The organism is Nonomuraea pusilla (assembly GCF_900109355.1).
In the GTDB taxonomy this organism is placed as follows: domain Bacteria; phylum Actinomycetota; class Actinomycetes; order Streptosporangiales; family Streptosporangiaceae; genus Nonomuraea; species Nonomuraea pusilla.
In genome coordinates, this window is the sequence record NZ_FOBF01000015.1 from 101,197 (window position 1) to 116,786 (window position 15,590).

General features: G+C 73.1%; 18 protein-coding genes and 1 tRNA gene. 5 read left to right on the top strand and 14 right to left on the bottom strand.

What is annotated here, in order from left to right; all coding sequences use genetic code 11:
• Positions 1 to 4: 4 nt before the first annotated feature.
• Genes BMX74_RS27855 through deoC form a run of 4 tightly spaced genes read right to left on the bottom strand, consistent with a single transcriptional unit; the run spans position 5 to position 3,402 of the window.
• Positions 5 to 850 (bottom strand): aldehyde dehydrogenase family protein, encoded by an 846-nt coding sequence (locus tag BMX74_RS27855; protein WP_055504847.1) that lies wholly within the window; start codon positions 848 to 850, stop codon positions 5 to 7.
• Positions 843 to 1,040, bottom strand: coding sequence for a hypothetical protein (locus BMX74_RS27860; RefSeq protein ID WP_055504846.1), 198 nt, complete (start codon positions 1,038 to 1,040; stop codon positions 843 to 845). Before BMX74_RS27860 ends, BMX74_RS27855 begins: the two co-directional genes overlap by 8 nt.
• Positions 1,030 to 2,454 (bottom strand): aldehyde dehydrogenase family protein, encoded by a 1,425-nt coding sequence (locus BMX74_RS27865; protein ID WP_055504845.1) that lies wholly within the window; start codon positions 2,452 to 2,454, stop codon positions 1,030 to 1,032. The genes BMX74_RS27860 and BMX74_RS27865 overlap by 11 nt, the downstream gene beginning before the upstream one ends.
• 6 nt (positions 2,455 to 2,460) lie before the next feature.
• Entirely contained in the window at positions 2,461 to 3,402 is a 942-nt protein-coding gene (gene deoC / locus BMX74_RS27870; protein WP_055504844.1) for a deoxyribose-phosphate aldolase, read from the bottom strand.
• Positions 3,403 to 3,588: 186 nt separating this feature from the next.
• Between deoC and BMX74_RS44370 the strand changes: the two genes are divergently transcribed.
• Both BMX74_RS44370 and BMX74_RS46355 read left to right on the top strand, forming a co-directional pair.
• The gene (locus tag BMX74_RS44370; RefSeq protein ID WP_176573425.1) at positions 3,589 to 3,735 is read left to right on the top strand and encodes a hypothetical protein; all 147 of its coding nucleotides are present in this window, start codon (positions 3,589 to 3,591) and stop codon (positions 3,733 to 3,735) included.
• Positions 3,736 to 3,829: 94 nt separating this feature from the next.
• Positions 3,830 to 6,694 (top strand): ATP-binding protein, encoded by a 2,865-nt coding sequence (locus BMX74_RS46355; protein WP_091103669.1) that lies wholly within the window; start codon positions 3,830 to 3,832, stop codon positions 6,692 to 6,694.
• 55 nt (positions 6,695 to 6,749) lie between these two features.
• Here the strand turns inward: BMX74_RS46355 and BMX74_RS27880 are convergent, their stop codons facing one another.
• The 8 genes from BMX74_RS27880 to BMX74_RS27915 form a co-directional block, all read right to left on the bottom strand.
• Positions 6,750 to 7,322: a TMEM165/GDT1 family protein gene (locus BMX74_RS27880; protein ID WP_082535152.1), complete on the bottom strand. Its 573-nt coding sequence runs from the start codon at positions 7,320 to 7,322 to the stop codon at positions 6,750 to 6,752.
• Between the two features lie 240 nt (positions 7,323 to 7,562).
• On the bottom strand, positions 7,563 to 8,600 hold the full coding sequence (locus BMX74_RS27885; protein ID WP_055505417.1) for a UDP-N-acetylmuramate dehydrogenase: 1,038 nt from the start codon (positions 8,598 to 8,600) through the stop codon (positions 7,563 to 7,565).
• Positions 8,601 to 8,611: 11 nt separating this feature from the next.
• Entirely contained in the window at positions 8,612 to 9,511 is a 900-nt protein-coding gene (locus BMX74_RS44375; protein ID WP_091103671.1) for a hypothetical protein, read from the bottom strand.
• A gap of 261 nt (positions 9,512 to 9,772) precedes the next feature.
• Positions 9,773 to 10,201: a MaoC family dehydratase gene (locus BMX74_RS27895; protein ID WP_055504840.1), complete on the bottom strand. Its 429-nt coding sequence runs from the start codon at positions 10,199 to 10,201 to the stop codon at positions 9,773 to 9,775.
• Position 10,202: 1 nt separating this feature from the next.
• Positions 10,203 to 10,652 (bottom strand): MaoC family dehydratase N-terminal domain-containing protein, encoded by a 450-nt coding sequence (locus BMX74_RS27900; protein ID WP_055504839.1) that lies wholly within the window; start codon positions 10,650 to 10,652, stop codon positions 10,203 to 10,205.
• A gap of 304 nt (positions 10,653 to 10,956) precedes the next feature.
• Complete coding sequence (gene rpmG, locus BMX74_RS27905; RefSeq protein ID WP_019632658.1) at positions 10,957 to 11,121, bottom strand: 50S ribosomal protein L33; 165 nt, start codon at positions 11,119 to 11,121, stop codon at positions 10,957 to 10,959.
• A 71-nt stretch (positions 11,122 to 11,192) separates the two neighbouring features.
• Positions 11,193 to 11,266: transfer RNA gene (locus BMX74_RS27910), tRNA-Met, on the bottom strand.
• A gap of 185 nt (positions 11,267 to 11,451) precedes the next feature.
• Complete coding sequence (locus tag BMX74_RS27915; protein ID WP_063792161.1) at positions 11,452 to 12,093, bottom strand: YoaK family protein; 642 nt, start codon at positions 12,091 to 12,093, stop codon at positions 11,452 to 11,454.
• A gap of 135 nt (positions 12,094 to 12,228) precedes the next feature.
• On the opposite strand from BMX74_RS27915, the gene BMX74_RS27920 reads away from it, so the two are divergent.
• Positions 12,229 to 12,507 carry a hypothetical protein gene (locus BMX74_RS27920; RefSeq protein WP_091103672.1) on the top strand — a complete coding sequence of 93 codons (279 nt, stop codon included), beginning with the start codon at positions 12,229 to 12,231 and terminating at the stop codon, positions 12,505 to 12,507.
• Between the two features lie 21 nt (positions 12,508 to 12,528).
• Here the strand turns inward: BMX74_RS27920 and BMX74_RS27925 are convergent, their stop codons facing one another.
• Positions 12,529 to 13,479 carry a DMT family transporter gene (locus tag BMX74_RS27925; RefSeq protein ID WP_256257297.1) on the bottom strand — a complete coding sequence of 317 codons (951 nt, stop codon included), beginning with the start codon at positions 13,477 to 13,479 and terminating at the stop codon, positions 12,529 to 12,531.
• Positions 13,480 to 13,595: 116 nt separating this feature from the next.
• Here BMX74_RS27925 and BMX74_RS27930 point away from each other — a divergent pair, with 116 nt between their 5' ends.
• Positions 13,596 to 14,483 carry a LysR family transcriptional regulator gene (locus BMX74_RS27930; protein ID WP_091103675.1) on the top strand — a complete coding sequence of 296 codons (888 nt, stop codon included), beginning with the start codon at positions 13,596 to 13,598 and terminating at the stop codon, positions 14,481 to 14,483.
• Positions 14,484 to 14,540: 57 nt separating this feature from the next.
• Positions 14,541 to 14,948, top strand: a complete 408-nt coding sequence (locus BMX74_RS27935) for a hypothetical protein (protein WP_091103677.1) — start codon at positions 14,541 to 14,543, stop codon at positions 14,946 to 14,948.
• A gap of 52 nt (positions 14,949 to 15,000) precedes the next feature.
• Here the strand turns inward: BMX74_RS27935 and BMX74_RS27940 are convergent, their stop codons facing one another.
• A complete protein-coding gene (locus BMX74_RS27940; protein ID WP_177227539.1) occupies positions 15,001 to 15,471 on the bottom strand; it encodes an MFS transporter in 471 nt (156 codons plus the stop codon).
• Between the last annotated feature and the right edge of the window lie 119 nt (positions 15,472 to 15,590).

The window sequence follows — 15,590 nt, forward strand, 5'->3', positions numbered from 1 at the left end:
GGGCTCAGACGCCCGTGGGGTGCCACACCGTCTTCGTCTCCAGGAACGCGGTCATGCGGCGCAGCCCGGGGTCGGCCGTCCAGTCGCCGGCCGTCGGCCGCAGGACCCTCTTGAGGTTCTCGGCCGCCGCCTGCTCGCAGCGCAGCGCCAGATCGGCGTCCTCGACGCCGGTCAGGTCGAGCGCGTTGACGTCCATGTGGCCGGCCAGCCACGGTGCCAGCTCGGCCTGCCGCCCGGTGAGGACGTTCACGACGCCGCCCGGCAGGTCGGACGTGGCCAGCACCTCGGCGAACGTGATCGCCGGGAGCGGCGACGGCTCGGAGGCCACCACGACGCAGGTGTTGCCGGTGACGATCGCGGGCGCGACCACCGACACCAGCCCCAGCAGCGGATCGGCCGGGGCGACGACGGCGACGACGCCCGTGGGCTCCGGCGACGACAGGTTGAAGTACGGCCCCGCGACCGGGTTGGCCGTGCCGTGCACCGCCGCGATCTTGTCGGACCACCCGGCGTACCAGACGAGCCGGTCGACGGCGGCGTCCACGGCCTCCAGCGCGGCCTTCCTGGCCCCGCCGAGCTCGTCGGCGAACTGCCCGCGCCGGCCCTCCAGCATCTCGGCGACGCGGTAGAGGATCTGCCCCCGGTTGTACGCCGTGGCCCCCGACCAGCCGGGGAACGCCTTGCGGGCCGCCACCACGGCGTCGCGGGCGTCCTTGCGCGACGCCTGCGAGGCGTTGGCGAGGAAGTCGCCCTTGGCCGAGGTCACGGGGTAGGACCTCCCACTCTCCGAGCGCGGGAACGCCCCGCCGATGTACAGCTTGTAGGTCTTTCTGACGGACAACCTACTCATCGCCCCGACCCCTCCACGTGGACTCCTGCGACGACTGGACCGGGACGAACACCTGGCCGCACCGGCTGACGCCGCAGCGGTGGGCGTACCAGCCGACCCGGACGGGCCGCCCGGCGCGGGCGAAGGCGTGGCCGCGGGTGGCCTGGTCGCGCCTGGCCCTGCGGCCGGCGCGGCGATGCTCACACGTCAAGGTAGGCCTCCAACCCGTGCAGCCCGCCCTCGCGGCCGTGGCCGGACTCCTTGTAGCCGCCGAACGGCGACGCGGGGTCGAACCGGTTGAAGGTGTTGGCCCAGACGACGCCGGCTCTGAGCCGCTCGGCCGTCCAGAGGATGCGCGAGCCCTTCTCCGTCCAGATGCCGGCCGACAGCCCGTACGGCGTGTTGTTGGCCTTCTCGACGGCCTCGGCCGGGGTGCGGAACGTCAGCACCGACAGCACGGGGCCGAAGATCTCCTCGCGGGCGACGCGGTGCGACTGCGCCACGCCGGTGAACACGGTGGGGGGGAACCAGTAGCCGCGTTCGGGCAGCTCGCAGGCGGGCGACCAGCGCCGCGCGCCCTCGGCCTCGCCGCTGTCGGACAGCTCGCGGATCCTGGCGAGCTGCTCGGCCGAGTTGATCGCGCCGATGTCGGTGTTCTTGTCGAGCGGGTCGCCGAGCCTGAGCGTGCCGAGCCGCCGCTTGAGCGCGTCGAGCAGCTCGTCGTGGATCGACTCCTGCACCAGCAGCCGGGAGCCCGCGCAGCAGACGTGGCCCTGGTTGAAGAAGATGCCGTTGACGACGCCCTCGACGGCCTGGTCGATGGCGGCGTCCTCGTACACGATGTTGGCGGCCTTGCCGCCGAGCTCCAGCGTGAGCTTCTTGTCGGTGCCGGCGACCGCCCTGGCGATGAGCCGGCCGACCTCGGTGGAGCCGGTGAAGGCCACCTTGTTCACGTCGGGGTGCGCCACCACGGCCGCGCCGGTCTCGCCGGCTCCGGTGACGATGTTGACGACGCCCGGCGGCAGGTCGGCCTGGCGGCAGATGTCGGCGAACAGCAGCGCGGTGAGCGGCGTGGTCTCGGCCGGCTTCAGCACCACCGTGTTGCCGGTGGCCAGCGCGGGCGCGACCTTCCACGCGAGCATCAGCAGCGGGAAGTTCCAGGGGATGACCTGCCCGGCCACGCCCAGCGGGCGAGGGTCGGGGCCGAACCCGGCGTACCCGAGCTTGTCGGCCCAGCCGGCGTAGTAGAAGAAGTGGGCGGCGACCAGGGGGACGTCGACGTCGCGCGACTCGCGGATGGGCTTGCCGTTGTCGAGCGTCTCCAGCACGGCCAGCTCCCTGGCCCGCTCCTGGATGATCCGCGCGATGCGGAACAGGTACTTGGCCCGCTCGGAGCCCGGCAGGGCGCTCCAGACGCCGAACGCCTTGCGCGCCGCGCGCACGGCACGGTCGACGTCGTCGGACGACGCCGTGGCGATCTCGGCGAGCTGCTCCTCGGTGGCGGGGTTGACGGTCTTGAACGACGGCCCCGAGCCGTCGACGAACTCGCCGTCGATGAACAGCCCGTACGCGGGCTTGATGTCGACGACGTCGCGGGACTCCGGCGCCGGTGCGTACTCGAACATGCGGCCTCAGTCCAGAGTGAAGTAGTCGGGGCCCGCGTAGCGGCCGGTGGCGAGCTTCTGGCGCTGCATGAGCAGGTCGTTCAGCACGGAGGACGCGCCCAGGCGGAACCACTCGGGCGTGAGCCACTCGTCGCCGGCGATCTCGTTGACGAGGACGAGGTTCTTGATGGCGTCCTTGGTGGTGCGGATGCCGCCCGCCGGCTTGACGCCGACCTGGCGGCCGGTGCGGTCGCGGAAGTCGCGCACCGCCTCCAGCATGACGAGCGTGACGGAGGGGGTGGCCGCGGGCGACACCTTGCCGGTGGAGGTCTTGATGAAGTCGGCGCCGGCGAGCATCGCCAGCCAGGACGCGCGGCGCACGTTGTCGTAGGTGGACAGCTCGCCGGTCTCCAGGATCACCTTCAGGTGGGCGTCGCCGCAGGCGGCCTTCACCGCGACGATCTCCTCGTAGACCTTCGTGTAGTCGCCGGACAGGAACGCGCCGCGGTCGATCACCATGTCGATCTCGTCGGCGCCGGCGGCGACGGCCAGCGCCGTGTCGCTCACCTTCACCTCCAGCGAGGAGCGCCCGCTGGGGAACGCGGTCGCGACCGAGGCGACCTTGACGCCCGAGCCGGCCAGCGCCTCGGCTGCGACCGCGACCAGGTCGGGGTAGACGCAGACGGCGGCCACGCGGGGCGCGCCGTCGCCGGGGTGAGCCGCCTTGGCGCACATCGCGCGCACCTTGCCGGGGGTGTCGGCGCCTTCGAGCGTCGTGAGGTCGACCATGGAGATGGCCAGGTCGATGGCGTGGGCCTTGGCGGTGGTCTTGATGGAACGGGTGCCGAGCATCGCCGCCCGCTGGTCCGCGCCGACCCGGTCGACACCGGGCAGGCCGTGCAGGAATGCCCGCAGCGTCGCGCCGGACGAGGCGACGTCCGCGAGCGAAGTAGTCAGAGTTGACACCATCACAGCATCGCCGACCAGGGCCGCTACCTCCAAACCGGGCCGACTAAGGCAGTCGGGACGCGGCTCCTAGGTATGCGGGAGCCCTGCGGTGACCGGAGATAGGGCATCCACCCGATGTGGCGGGGCGGGCCTTAGCGCGAGTCTTAAAGCTGTCAGCAAGAAGCACGAAATATCAGGAGAAACACCGTGAATCCCGAGATCGAGTACGAGCTCATGAAGAGTCACGCGAACGAGCTGCGCCGCGCCGCCGCCGAGCACCGGCGCGCCCGCGAGGCGGAGCGCGGCAACAAGGCCGAGCGCCGCTCGGTCTTCGGCAAGCGCCGCTCCTCATGACCGCCCCACGAAGGCCCGGCCTGAGCATCTCCGGCCGGGCCTCTGTGCCCCCGTAACCCCACAAACGCGTCGAAAGCAATAGAAGAGGCATGACATGCTGGACGACATGCTGGGACGTTCGGTGAGTCCCGTCTTCGTCGGGCGGGAAGAGGAGCTCGCGACCCTCTTCGAAAGCTTCGACGAGGCCAGGAAGGGCACCGTGACGGCCGTCCTGGTGGGCGGCGAGGCCGGAGTCGGCAAGACCAGGCTCATCCAGCGCTTCGCCGACCAGGCGGCGGCCCGGGGCGCCCACGTCCTCGCCGGCGGCTGCGTCGAGCTCTCCACCGAGGGCCTCGCGTACGCGCCGTTCACCGCCGCGCTGCGCCAGCTCGTCAGGGAGAAGGGCCGCTCCCAGGTCGCCGCCCTCCTCCCGGAGGGCGCGGAACGCGACCTCGCCCGCCTGCTGCCCGAGTTCGGCGAGCCCAGCGGCGACGGCGAGACCGACGCCGGCCGCGCCCGCCTGTTCGAGCAGTTCCTCTCCCTGCTGGAACGCCTGGCCGACGCCCGGCCCACCGTCCTCGTCATCGAGGACATCCACTGGGCCGACCGCTCCAGCCGCGACCTCATCGCCTTCCTCAGCCGCAACCTGCAGACTCCGCAGGTGCTGCTCGTCATGACGTACCGCTCCGACGACCTGCACCGGCAGCACCCGCTGCGGCCCGTCATCGCCGAGCTGAGCCGCGTCGGCGGCGTCCTCAGGCTCGACCTGCCCCGCCTGTCGCGGGACGAGGTCGCCCAGCAGATGACCGGCATCCTCGGCCGCGACCCCGGCTACTCCAAGGTCCAGAAGGTCTACGAGCGCAGCGAGGGCATCCCGCTGTTCGTGGAGGCGCTGCTGGAGAGCGACGACTGCGGCTTCCCCGAGTCGATGCAGGACCTCATACTCAACTCCGTCGCCCGGCTGCCCGAGGACACCCAGCGGGTGCTGCGCGTCGCCGCCGCCGGAGGCACCCGCGTCAGCCACGCCCTGCTCGCCGCCGTCAGCGGCCTGTCGGACTACGAGCTGGAGGCCGCGCTGCGGCCGGCCATCGCCGGCAACGTCCTGCAGATCGCCGACAACCGCGCGTACGTCTTCAGGCACTCCCTCATCCGCGAGGCCGTCCACGACGAGCTGCTGCCCGGCGAGTACCAGCGGCTGCACGCCAGGTACGCCGAGGAGATCTCCAAGGACCGCTCGCTCGTCCCGCCCGGACGCGCCGCCGTCGAGCTGGCCCACCACTGGTACGGCGCGCGCAACGACCTGTGGGCGCTGGTCGCCGCCTGGGAGGCCGCGCAGAAGTCGTTCATGGCCTTCGCCTACACCGAGGCGGTGCCGCTGCTGGAACGCGTCCTCATGCTGTGGGACCGGGTGCCGGACGCCGCCGAGCGCATCGGCGCCGACCACACCGCCGTGCTGGAGCGCGCCTCGGAGGCCGCGAGCGCGGGCGGCGAGCTCGACAAGGGCGTGAAGTTCGTCAAGGCGGCGCTCGCCGAGCTGGACGAGGCCCGCGAGCCCGGCCGGGTGGCGCAGCTCGTCGTCCGCCTGGCCAACATCAAGATCTCCAAGGGCCAGATGGGCGCGACGGAGGCGCTGCGCCGCGCCCTGCACCTCGTGCCCGAGCCCGGCCCCGTGCGGGCCGAGGTCGTGACGCCGCTCAGCCGGCACCTCATGCTGCGCGGCGACATCGACGAGGCCGAACGGCTCATCGCCGAAGGGCTGGAGCTGGCGCGCCGGTTCGGCGACCGCTGCCTCGAAGGCGACCTGCTCATGAACCTGGCGCTCGGCCACTCCCTCAGGGGCGAGCTGGACAAGGTGATCGCCACGAACGAGCAGGCGCTGCGCATCGGCCGGGAGGGGGGCTCGGGCCGCATCATCACCCGGGCGATCGGCAACACCATCGACGCCCTCATCGACATGGGCCGCCCCGACGACGCCCTGCGCATGTCCGAGGACGGCTGGCAGCTGGCCAAGAAGTACGGCAGGCTGCGCGGCAGCGGCCTGTTCATCAAGAACAACTGGGCCGAGGCGCTGGAGTCCATGGGCCGCTGGGACGAGGCCATCGAGATCGTCGAGGGCGCGCTCAGCCACGGCCCGTCGCTGCGCACCAAGTTCGCCCTGCTGCGGGTGCGCGCCGACATCGCGCTCGCCAGGGGCGAGGTGGCGCTCGTCGAGGGCATCCTGTCGGAGATCGGGGTGCTGAAGGACCGCCCCGAGGACTTCGTCCAGGACGTCACCAGCAACGCCCGCCTGCACATCGGCTGGCACCAGCTGCGCGGCGAGCCCGACGCCGCCCTCGCCGTCGCCGAGCGGGTGCTCGCGCGGCCGTCGCAGTCGAGCAAGGCGATGCTGGGCTGGCGGCTGCTCGCGCTGCTGCGCAACGTGTGCGACGCGGCCGAGGCGAGCGAGCCGGAACGGGCGCGGGCGGTGCGCGAGCAGGCGGCGGCGCTGGCGGCCGACCTGTCCGTCATCGGGCCGGTGGCCGAGGCGTACCGGCTGTCGTACTCGGGGGACTTCGACGCCGCCGCCGCGAGCTGGGAACGGCTCAAGCGCCCCCACAACCAGGCCAAGGCGCTGCTGCGGGCCGCCGTCGTCGCCGCGCGCTCCGGAGACCGCGAGGGGGCCGCCACGCGGCTGACGGCGGCGCTGCCGCTCGCCACCGCGCTGCGCGCCACGCCGCTCATCGAGGAGATCGAGGCGCTGTCGCGACGGGTGGGCGGCGCCCACCACCAGCAGGAGCCGCAGGAACTGCTGACGCCGCGCGAGCTGGAGGTGCTGCGGCTCGTCACGCTCGGGCGGACCAACAGGGACATCGCCGCCGAGCTGTTCATCTCGGCCAAGACGGTGAGCGTGCACGTCTCCAACATCCTGGCCAAGCTGGGGGTGACCAGCCGGGGCGAGGCGGCCGCCGCCGCACACCGGCTGTCGCTGCTCTCGCACTGACCGCCCCCCGGCACCGCCCGTCAGAACGCCGGACCGCCTGGCCGCCACCGGCCGGTCAGGACGCCAGGACCGCCTCGGCCAGCAGCGCCACGCCGAAGACCGCGAACGCGGCCGCCGCGCCGTAGCGGATGACCTTCTCCGGCAGGTGCCTGCCCAGCATGCGGCCCACCACGATCGCCAGGGCGTCCGCGGCCACCATGCCGACCGTCGAGCCGATCCACGTCCCGAACCAGCCGTGCTGGGTGGCCAGCGTGATCGTGGCCAGCATCGTCTTGTCGCCCAGCTCGCTCAGGAAGAACGCGACGGTCACCGCGATGATCGCGTTCCTGGTGGTCCGCTGCGCCTTCAGCGACTCCTCCTCGGAGAGCTCGTCACCGCGCAGCGTCCACAGGGCGAACCCGAGGAACGCCAGACCGGCCACCGCCGCGATCACCTTCGTCGGCAGGGCGTCGCCGATCAGCCCGCCCACCGCCACGCTGCCCAGGTGCACGGCGGTCGTGGCGATCGTGATGCCCGCCAGCACCGGCCACATCTTGAAACGGGTCGCGAACGTCATCGCCATGAGCTGGCTCTTGTCACCCAGCTCGGCCAGGAAAATGACACCGAGACTGATCCAGAACGCTTCCAACGGTCCTCTTCCGCGCGCCGGACCGTGAGCGAGCACCCGGGGAGTGAGGCGGGCACGGCTTCGGCCCGGCAGCGACTTGTCGCATGACTGCCAGGCCGAAGGTCTCGTCCGCCCTCGCGGGCCCGCGTGACCGGGCGCGAAGCCGCGCCAGCATGTCGATCACGCGATTAGGGACTACTCCCCTTCGGGTGTTTCCGACACACTCTAACAGCCGCGAACGGCTGTTCCATTCCCCCGCCGCTACCCCTCCAGGGCGCAGCCCACCATGACCGGCTCGTTCACCAGCGTCACGCCGAACTTCTCGCGCACCCCGTCGCGCACCTCCCTGGCCAGCGCCAGCAGGTCGGCCGTGGAGGCGGCGCCGCCCGGGTTGGTGAGGGCCAGCGTGTGCTTGGTGGAGATGCGCACCGGGCCGCGCTCGTAGCCCTTGGGGAAGCCCGCCTGCTCGATCAGCCACGCCGCGGGGACCTTGACCCGCCCGCCCGGCATGTCCCAGCGCGGGTGGCCGGGGGCGCGCACCGCCAGCGCCTCCGCCTCCTCGGCGCTGATCACGGGGTTGGTGAAGAACGACCCGGCGCTGCGGGTGTCGGGGTCGGCCGCGTCGAGCACCATGCCCTTGCCGCGCCGCAGCTCCAGCACGGCCTGCCTGGCCAGGGCGAGCGGCACCCGGTCGCCCTGCGAAACGCCCAGCCGCCCCGCCAGCTCCTTGTACGCCACCGGCCCCGACAGCGCGGAGACGTCCAGCGCGTACGTCACCGACAGCACGACGTGCCGCCCGGGGTCGCGCTTGAACGCGCTGTCGCGGTAGGCGAAACCGCACTGCCGCGCCTCCAGGTCGGCCACCTGCCGCGTACGCCGGTCGTAGACGCGCACGCACCTGACCGTCTGCGCCACCTCCTGCCCGTACGCCCCCACGTTCTGGATGGGCGTCGACCCGACCAGGCCGGGCACGCCCGACATGCATTCGAGGCCCGACCAGCCCTCGGTCACCGCCCGCGTCACCAGGACGTCCCAGTCCTCCCCCGCCTCGGCGGTGACCAGCGCCTGGTCGCCGTCGCGCGACACCGACACGCCCTCGGTGGCGACCCTGACCACCAGCCCGTCGAACCCCGCGTCGGACACCACGAGGTTGCTGCCGCCGCCCAGCACCAGGACGGGGACGCCCTCGGCGTCGGCCCGCGCCACGAGGGCCACGAGCTCCTCCGACGTGGTGGCCTCGGCGAAGTCGCGGGCGGGACCGCCCAGGCCGAGCGTGGTGTACGGGGCGAGCATCTGCATGGGCACCAAGCTTAGGAGGCGCGCAGCAGCCTCAGCACCCCGTCGTAGTTCCTGCGGCCCTCCCGTTCCCGGTAACCGGCCGCGACCTCGTGCGGGCGGATCTCCCGCACCGGCAGCGGACCCACCGGCACGACCAGCTCGCCGTGCAGCCCCAGCGACAGCTCCAGGTCGGCGTTGCGCCCGTAGTTGGCGTCCTCGGGCACGGCGCCGATCGCCGCCGACCTGCGCACCGCCATCAGATCGCCGAGCAGCGCCCGTACCCGCCCCGGACCGGCCTCGCGCCAGGCCGCCTCGCCCTCCGGCTCCACGCCCCGCCACCCGGCCGCCACCGCGCCCTCCACGACGGCGGCGACCAGCGGCGTCAGCGCGTCGCCCACCAGCTCCAGCGACGTCTCCATCAGCACGTGCACCTCGGAGGAGTCGAGCCGCAGCAGCTTGGCGCGGCTCTCGCCCCACGTCGCCGTCCCGCCCCGCCAGTGCGGCGGCTCGGCGACGTGCCAGACGGCCAGCCTGTCGGGGTACGCGGCGGCCAGCTCGCGCAGCACGCCGCCGGCGCCGTCCACGTCGCCCAGGTCGAAGGCGAGGACCCTGGCCTCGGTGTGCTCGATCAGCGAGCGGACGCACCGGTCGACGTCCTGCGGCCAGCCGTCCGCGAGCAGGCCCACGCCGACCGTGACGTCCCTCGTCTCCACGCGCTGCCGCTCGGTGTTGACGCCGGCGTCGTCCAGGCGGTTCGTGGCCAGCGTGCCGTCCCACACGCGCTGGGCGTGCAGGAGGTCGTCGTCGGGGACGCCGTGCTGCCCCGGGTCGCCGGAGAAGCCCATCTCGGCGGCCGGGTTGCCGCGCGCGCCCGCGCCGCGCGGCGGGGCGCCGACCGGCTTGGCGCCCGCCGTGCCCACGCCCGTGCCCACACCGGCCGCCGCTCCTTCTGCCGGGCCTGTGCCTCCTGCTGTGCCTCCTGCTGGGCCTCCCGTGGTGTCGCGCCCGGTTCCGACCGTGCCCGCGACCTTCTCCGGACGCGCGGGACGCAGGTGGGGGGACGGCCGTTCTTCCGCCACGGCCGAGACGGGGATCGAGCGGACGGTGGGCCAGACCGTGTCATGTCGCTCAGCTTCAGTCATAGGGACACGGGTACCCGGGAGCGACGCCCCTTATCATCCCTGGCCCGGCCGTCAGGCCAGCCGGACCACCGCGCGGGCCTTGGACAGCACCCGGGCGTCGCCCGACGTCGCCGTCAGCCCGACCACCACCCGGTTGTCCTCCAGCTTCTCCTCCACCACGCCGCCGACCCTGATCGTCGCACCCTGGTCGTCGTCCGGCACCACCACCATCGACGAGAACCGCACCCCGAAGTCCACCACGGCCCCCGGGTCGCCCGCCCAGTCGGTGACGAACCTGCCGGCCTGCGCCATCGTGTACATGCCGTGCGCGATCACGTCAGGCAGCCCGACCATCCTGGCGAAGCGCTCGTTCCAGTGGATCTGGTTGAAGTCGCCCGACGCGCCGGCGTACATCACCAGGTTGAGCCTGCGGACGACGTAGTCGACGGCCGGGATCTCCTGCCCGACCTCCACCTCGTCGTACTTCACCGTGGCCGCCATCTCAGGCCGCCCCTCCGCGCTCGACGATCGTGTTGTAGGTGGTGCAGACGGGCTCGCCCGCCACCGTCGTGACGTCGCTGCGCACGGTCAGCAGCTCGTTCCTGCCCGCGCTGCGGATGTCGGTGATCGTGGCCGTGGTCACCAGCTCGTCGCCGGCGTGGACGGGGCGCACGTACTCGAAGCGCTGCTCGCCGTGGACCACCATGGCGAGGTTCAGGCCCAGGCCGGGGTCCATGAGAGCCTCGCCGCCGCTCTGCAGGCTGAAGACGATCGGGAACGTCGGCGGGGCGACGACGTCGGGGTGACCGGCCGCGCGGGCGGCCTCCCTGTCGCGGTAGATCGGGTTGGCGTCGCCGATCGCGGCCGCGAACTCCCTGATCTTCACCCTGCTGACCTCGTACGGGGCGCTGGGCGGGAAGCTCCTGCCCACGAAGTCACGGTTCAAGGCCATCGCTGCTCCCTCGCATGTCACCACCGGGCGCCGGTTGAGCCAGACGGTAACAGAACAACGTTCGGCTGTCGCCGGTGATGGCCGGCTTTTTGCCCCACCCAGCCGAGAGCAAGCCCACCCACACGAACAACCGCCGCCCACAGGGGCGGACGCCGGACCGCCCCACCCCGCCAGGCGCCCGACACCGGACGCCGGACATGACGAACGGCGCCCGCGGAACGCGGACGCCGGGGGGGTCAGACACGACGAACCGGCGCCCCTAGACGTGGACGCCGGTTGTGCGGTGCGGAGTGCTGCCCGGAGACTAGCGGGTCTCGCGGTGCGCGCGGTGGCAGCGGCAGTTGGGGCAGTACTTCTTCAGCTCAAGCCGATCCGGGTCGTTGCGCCGGTTCTTCCGCGTGATGTAGTTGCGGTGCTTGCACTCCTGGCAGGCCAGCGTGATCTTCGGCCTAACGTCGGTGGCAGCCACTTGGGAGTGCCTTTCTACGTTCGGGACATGGACACGCCCATACCCAGGTCGGCCGACCTGGGATTGGGCAGTAGCGGAGGCCGGACTTGAACCGGCGACACAACGATTATGAGCCGTTTGCTCTGCCAGACTGAGCTACTCCGCCTTGGGCCGGAAACAACCGGCCCCGTAGAGGATACCCGACCTCGGGAGCACATTCGTAACTCGCCTGATCGGCCAGGTGCACACAGTATGCCTCAGAAACCCCCGGCGAACGAAATCAATTGATCCGCCCGAGGAAGCATGGGTGCTCACGGCAGGGTACCAACGGATCGCCGGCCCGTCCGCCGATCAGCTCCCGGCCGGACGCCCCGGCACCAGGACGTACGCGAGCGTGACGGCGACCTGCACCACGACGGCGGCCAGCAGCGCGACGGCGGGACCCGCGCGCAGGGTGAGCAGCGCACCTGTCGCCGCACCCGCCAGCAGGAGGACGACGGCGCCGAGCCGCCGGCCCGCGCCGCCGCCCGCCGCGACGGACAGGTTCGCGCCGAGCCAGGCGAGCGTGCTCGTGATGACCGTGGTCGTGATGTCGGACACCCCGCCCAGCCTGACGCTCGCCGTCCGCATGCCCATCGCCAGCCCGAGGACGGCCACGGCCGGGTACGGCGTCCCTCCCTCCCGGGCGGCGACGGCGGCGGCCGCGGCCAGCAGCGCCGACTCCGCCGCCAGCGTGACGCCCCTGCGCGGACGGGGCCGGCCGTGCAGCCACCCGGCGGCCACCGTGCCGAGCGTGAAGGCGGCGAGCGCGACGAGGCAGCCCGCCGTCGTGAAGTCGGCCGCGCCGCCGAGCGCGAGACCCAGGATGACGACGTTGCCCGTCATGTTCACGACGAAGACGTGCCCGAGCCCCAGGTAGGCGGTGGCGTCGACCATGCCGCTGACGACGGTGAGCCCGAGGAGGAGCAGCGTCTGCCGAGACCGCCCGCGCACCGGCGCCCACCCCCCTTCCCCGTGCGTCACGCTACAGCGGGCGACCTGTTTCCCCAGGCAGGCGACCCGCTGCAACGCCTCGGCCGCCGCCGGACACTGACCTGGGTGTCCGGCGCCGTCCGCCAAGGAGACCCTGTGACACACCGAGATCGCTTCGAAGCGGTCTATGACGCCTGCCACCCGGCGATACACCAGTACGCCGTCCGCCGCCTGCTGTGGAGCCACCCCGGCGGCGGCTTCTCCGACGAGCGCGTCCCGGCGAGGCGGATCGAGGGCGACTGGCTCGTCGGCGGAACGCGGGCCCGCAGCTCCGACACGGTCGACCTCTACGTCGTCCCCGGTCCCGGCGCGGGGCCGGCCCCCGACCCGAAGACGATCAGCGAGCCCCGCTGGTACGACGACGTCACCGGATGAGCGCCGGCGGGCGGGTCTGTCTCATGCGGGTCTCGCCGCCGGGGCGTCGGCGCGGGCGGGGGCCGAGCGGGTGAGCGCGACGGCGGCGATCACCAGGACGCCGCCCGCCGCCGTGTTCCACCCGACGGGCTCCGCCAGCAGCAGGGCGCCCAGCGCCGTGGACCACAGCGGAGTCACGTAGGTGACGGCTGAGGCCACGCCGGTGCCCGCCGTGCGGACGATCCGCAGGTTCAGGATGTACGCCACGCCCGTGCCCAGCGCGCCCAGCGCCAGCAGGGCGAGGGCCGCCTGCGCGCCGGGCCAGCGGGGCCCGCCGCTCGTCAGTGGGGCGAACAGCGCCAGCTCCGCCGCCGCGCAGGTGATCTGCAGGGCGGCCAGGGAGGTGCTGCTGTGCGGCAGCCGCGACAGGTGCCGCCTGGTGTAGGCGAACCCGGCGCCGTAGCAGGCGGTCGCCGCCAGGCACGCCAGGCTGCCGCCCAGACCGCCCCCGCCGAGGCCGCCCCACGCGCCGAGCACCGCGGGCTCCCCCACGCTGAGGCCGTTCCATACGCCGAGCACCGTCAGCGCGCCGGCGAAGCCGAGCGCGAGCCCCGCCAGCCGGCGCGGCGTGGGCCGCTCGCCCTGCGCCGACAGCAGCACGAAGACCAGCGTGAACAGCGGCGTCGTCGCGTTCCAGACCCCGGCGAGCACCGAGCTGACCTTCGTCTCGCCGTACGAGAGGAGCACGAAGGGCGCGGAGTTCAGCAGGACCGCCACGACCGCCGAGTGGCCCCAGACGCGGGCCTCGCGCGGCACCCGCTCCCGCCGCGCCGCCACGATCAGCCACAGCGCCGCCGCGCCCAGCAGGCAGCGCCACAGCGCCACCCAGGCGGGAGGGACGCCGGCGTCCACCCCGATCTTGATGAACGCGAAACTGGCTCCCCAGATCGCCGACAGCGTCACGAACTCCGGCCACCACCGCGCACGCGCCACCCAGCACCGCCCCGCACTCAGTCCGCTCCGGCCCTGAGCGGCCGGTGGACACACGGTGCCGTCCGGCCCCAGCATGAGTCCAACAAGTGACACGAATGCCGAGATGAGGATCCCTCATGGCCACCGAGGTGAACCTGGCGCAGCTCAGGGCCCTGGTCGCGGTCGCCGAGGCGGGCGGCTTCGGGGCGGCGGGCGAGGAGCTGGGCATCAGCCAGTCGGCGGTCTCGCACGCCATCGCCGCCCTGGAGCGCGCGCTCGGCGGGCCCGTCCTGCACCGCGGCGGCGACGTACGGCCGACCCCGCTGGGGCGGGAGATCCTGCCGCACGCGCGCGCCGCGGTCACGTCGGCCGACGCCGTGGCCGCCGTCGCCGCCCGCCGCCGCGGCGCGCCGGCGGGGACGGTCCGCCTGGCCGCGCCGTCCACGGTCTGCCAGGGGCTGCTGCCCGGCCTGCTGCGGGAGTGGCAGGCGGCGCACCCCCGCGTACGGGTGCGCGTCTTCGAGGGCGAGGACGGCGAGCTGGGCGCCTGGCTGGAATCGGGCACCGTGGACGCCGCCGTCCTCGTCGACCCCGACGCCGCGCCGCCGGGGGCGCTGCCGCTCGCCGAGGACTCCATGCACGCGCTCCTGCGCGACGACCATCCGCTGGCCGCCGAGCCCGTGATCGACGTACGCGACCTGGACGACGACCCGTTCCTGCTCTCCGAAGGCGGGTGCGAGCGGCAGATCCGGGAGATCTACCGCCAGGCGGGGGCGCGGTTCAGGCCGGGTCACCGCATCCGCGAGCTCGCCACGGTGATCGGCATGGTGGGGGCGGGCATCGGGGTCTCGGTGATGCCGGGGCTGGCCCGCGCCATGCTTCCCGCGGGGTGCGTCCTCGTGCCGCTCGCGCCGCGCGTGCGCCGCCGCCTGGTGCTGACGGGGCCCGCCGGCCGTCCCTGGCATCCGGCCGTCACGGCCCTGCTGGAGACGGCGGCGCTTTACGGCGGGGTGCGGAGCGATTAGTTCTTGCGGTGACAGCGGTCTACATGACGACCACCTCCCGCCTCGAAGGAGACGACGATGACCAGCGACCCGGCTCTGCAGGCCCTGGACAGGCTCGTGGGCACCTGGAAGATCACCGGAGGGCACGAAGGGACCGTGACCTACCGGTGGCTGAACGACTTCTTCCTCCAGCAGGACGTCCACCTGGGCGACACGCACGGCATCGAGATCATCGGCAGGGAACGGACGCTGATGGCCGAGCCGAGCGCCGACATCAAGTCCCGTTACTACGGCGACGACGGCAGCACCCTCGACTACACCTACGAACTCGCGGGCGACACCCTCACCATCTGGGCGGGCGACCGCGGCTCCCCCGCCTACTTCAAGGGCGTCTTCAGCTCCGACGGCCGCCACCTCACGGGGGCCTGGGTCTACCCGGACGGAGGCGGCTACGAGTCCAACGCCGAACGGCTGGAACAGGGCTGAACCGGCCGTCCTCGCGAAGCCGCCGCGGCGCCGCTCGGGGGGTGGCCGGCGGTCAGCGGCGCCGGTGCCGCGGCAGCAGCAGGCTGACCGCCGCGATGGCCAGGCCAAGCCCGGCCGCGATGAGGAAGACCCGGTCGTAGCCAGCGGCGAGGGCGGCGGCCGGGGAGCCGCCGCCGGTCTGCTCCGGGGTCGTGGCACTGGCGACGGCGGCGAGCACCGCCAGGCCTACGGAGCCGCCTGCCTGGCCGGCGGTCTGGGCGAGGCCGCCGATGGTTCCCGCGTCGCTCTCGGGGACGTCGGCGGTCGTCGCGGCCATGAGAGTGGGGAAGGTCAGCCCGATGCCGGCCGCGACGAGCAGCGTGGGCGCGAGGACGCCGGTGACGTAGGCGCTGCCGGCGTCGGCCTGGGAGAGCCGGCCGAACCCGGCCAGGAAGCAGGCGCAGCCGGCCAGTATCAGGGTCCGCACGCCGGCGCGCGGCAGCAGCATGCCGCTGCCGACGGCCGCCGCGCGGATGCGCAGCACTACCCGGCCTCCGCAGGAACCTGAACGGCAACGTCGACACCAGACGCCCCCGCCGCCCCGACAACGGCTGACCCGCCGGGACGCGTCCGACCGAGCGCCCGTCCTTTCGTACGGGCGCG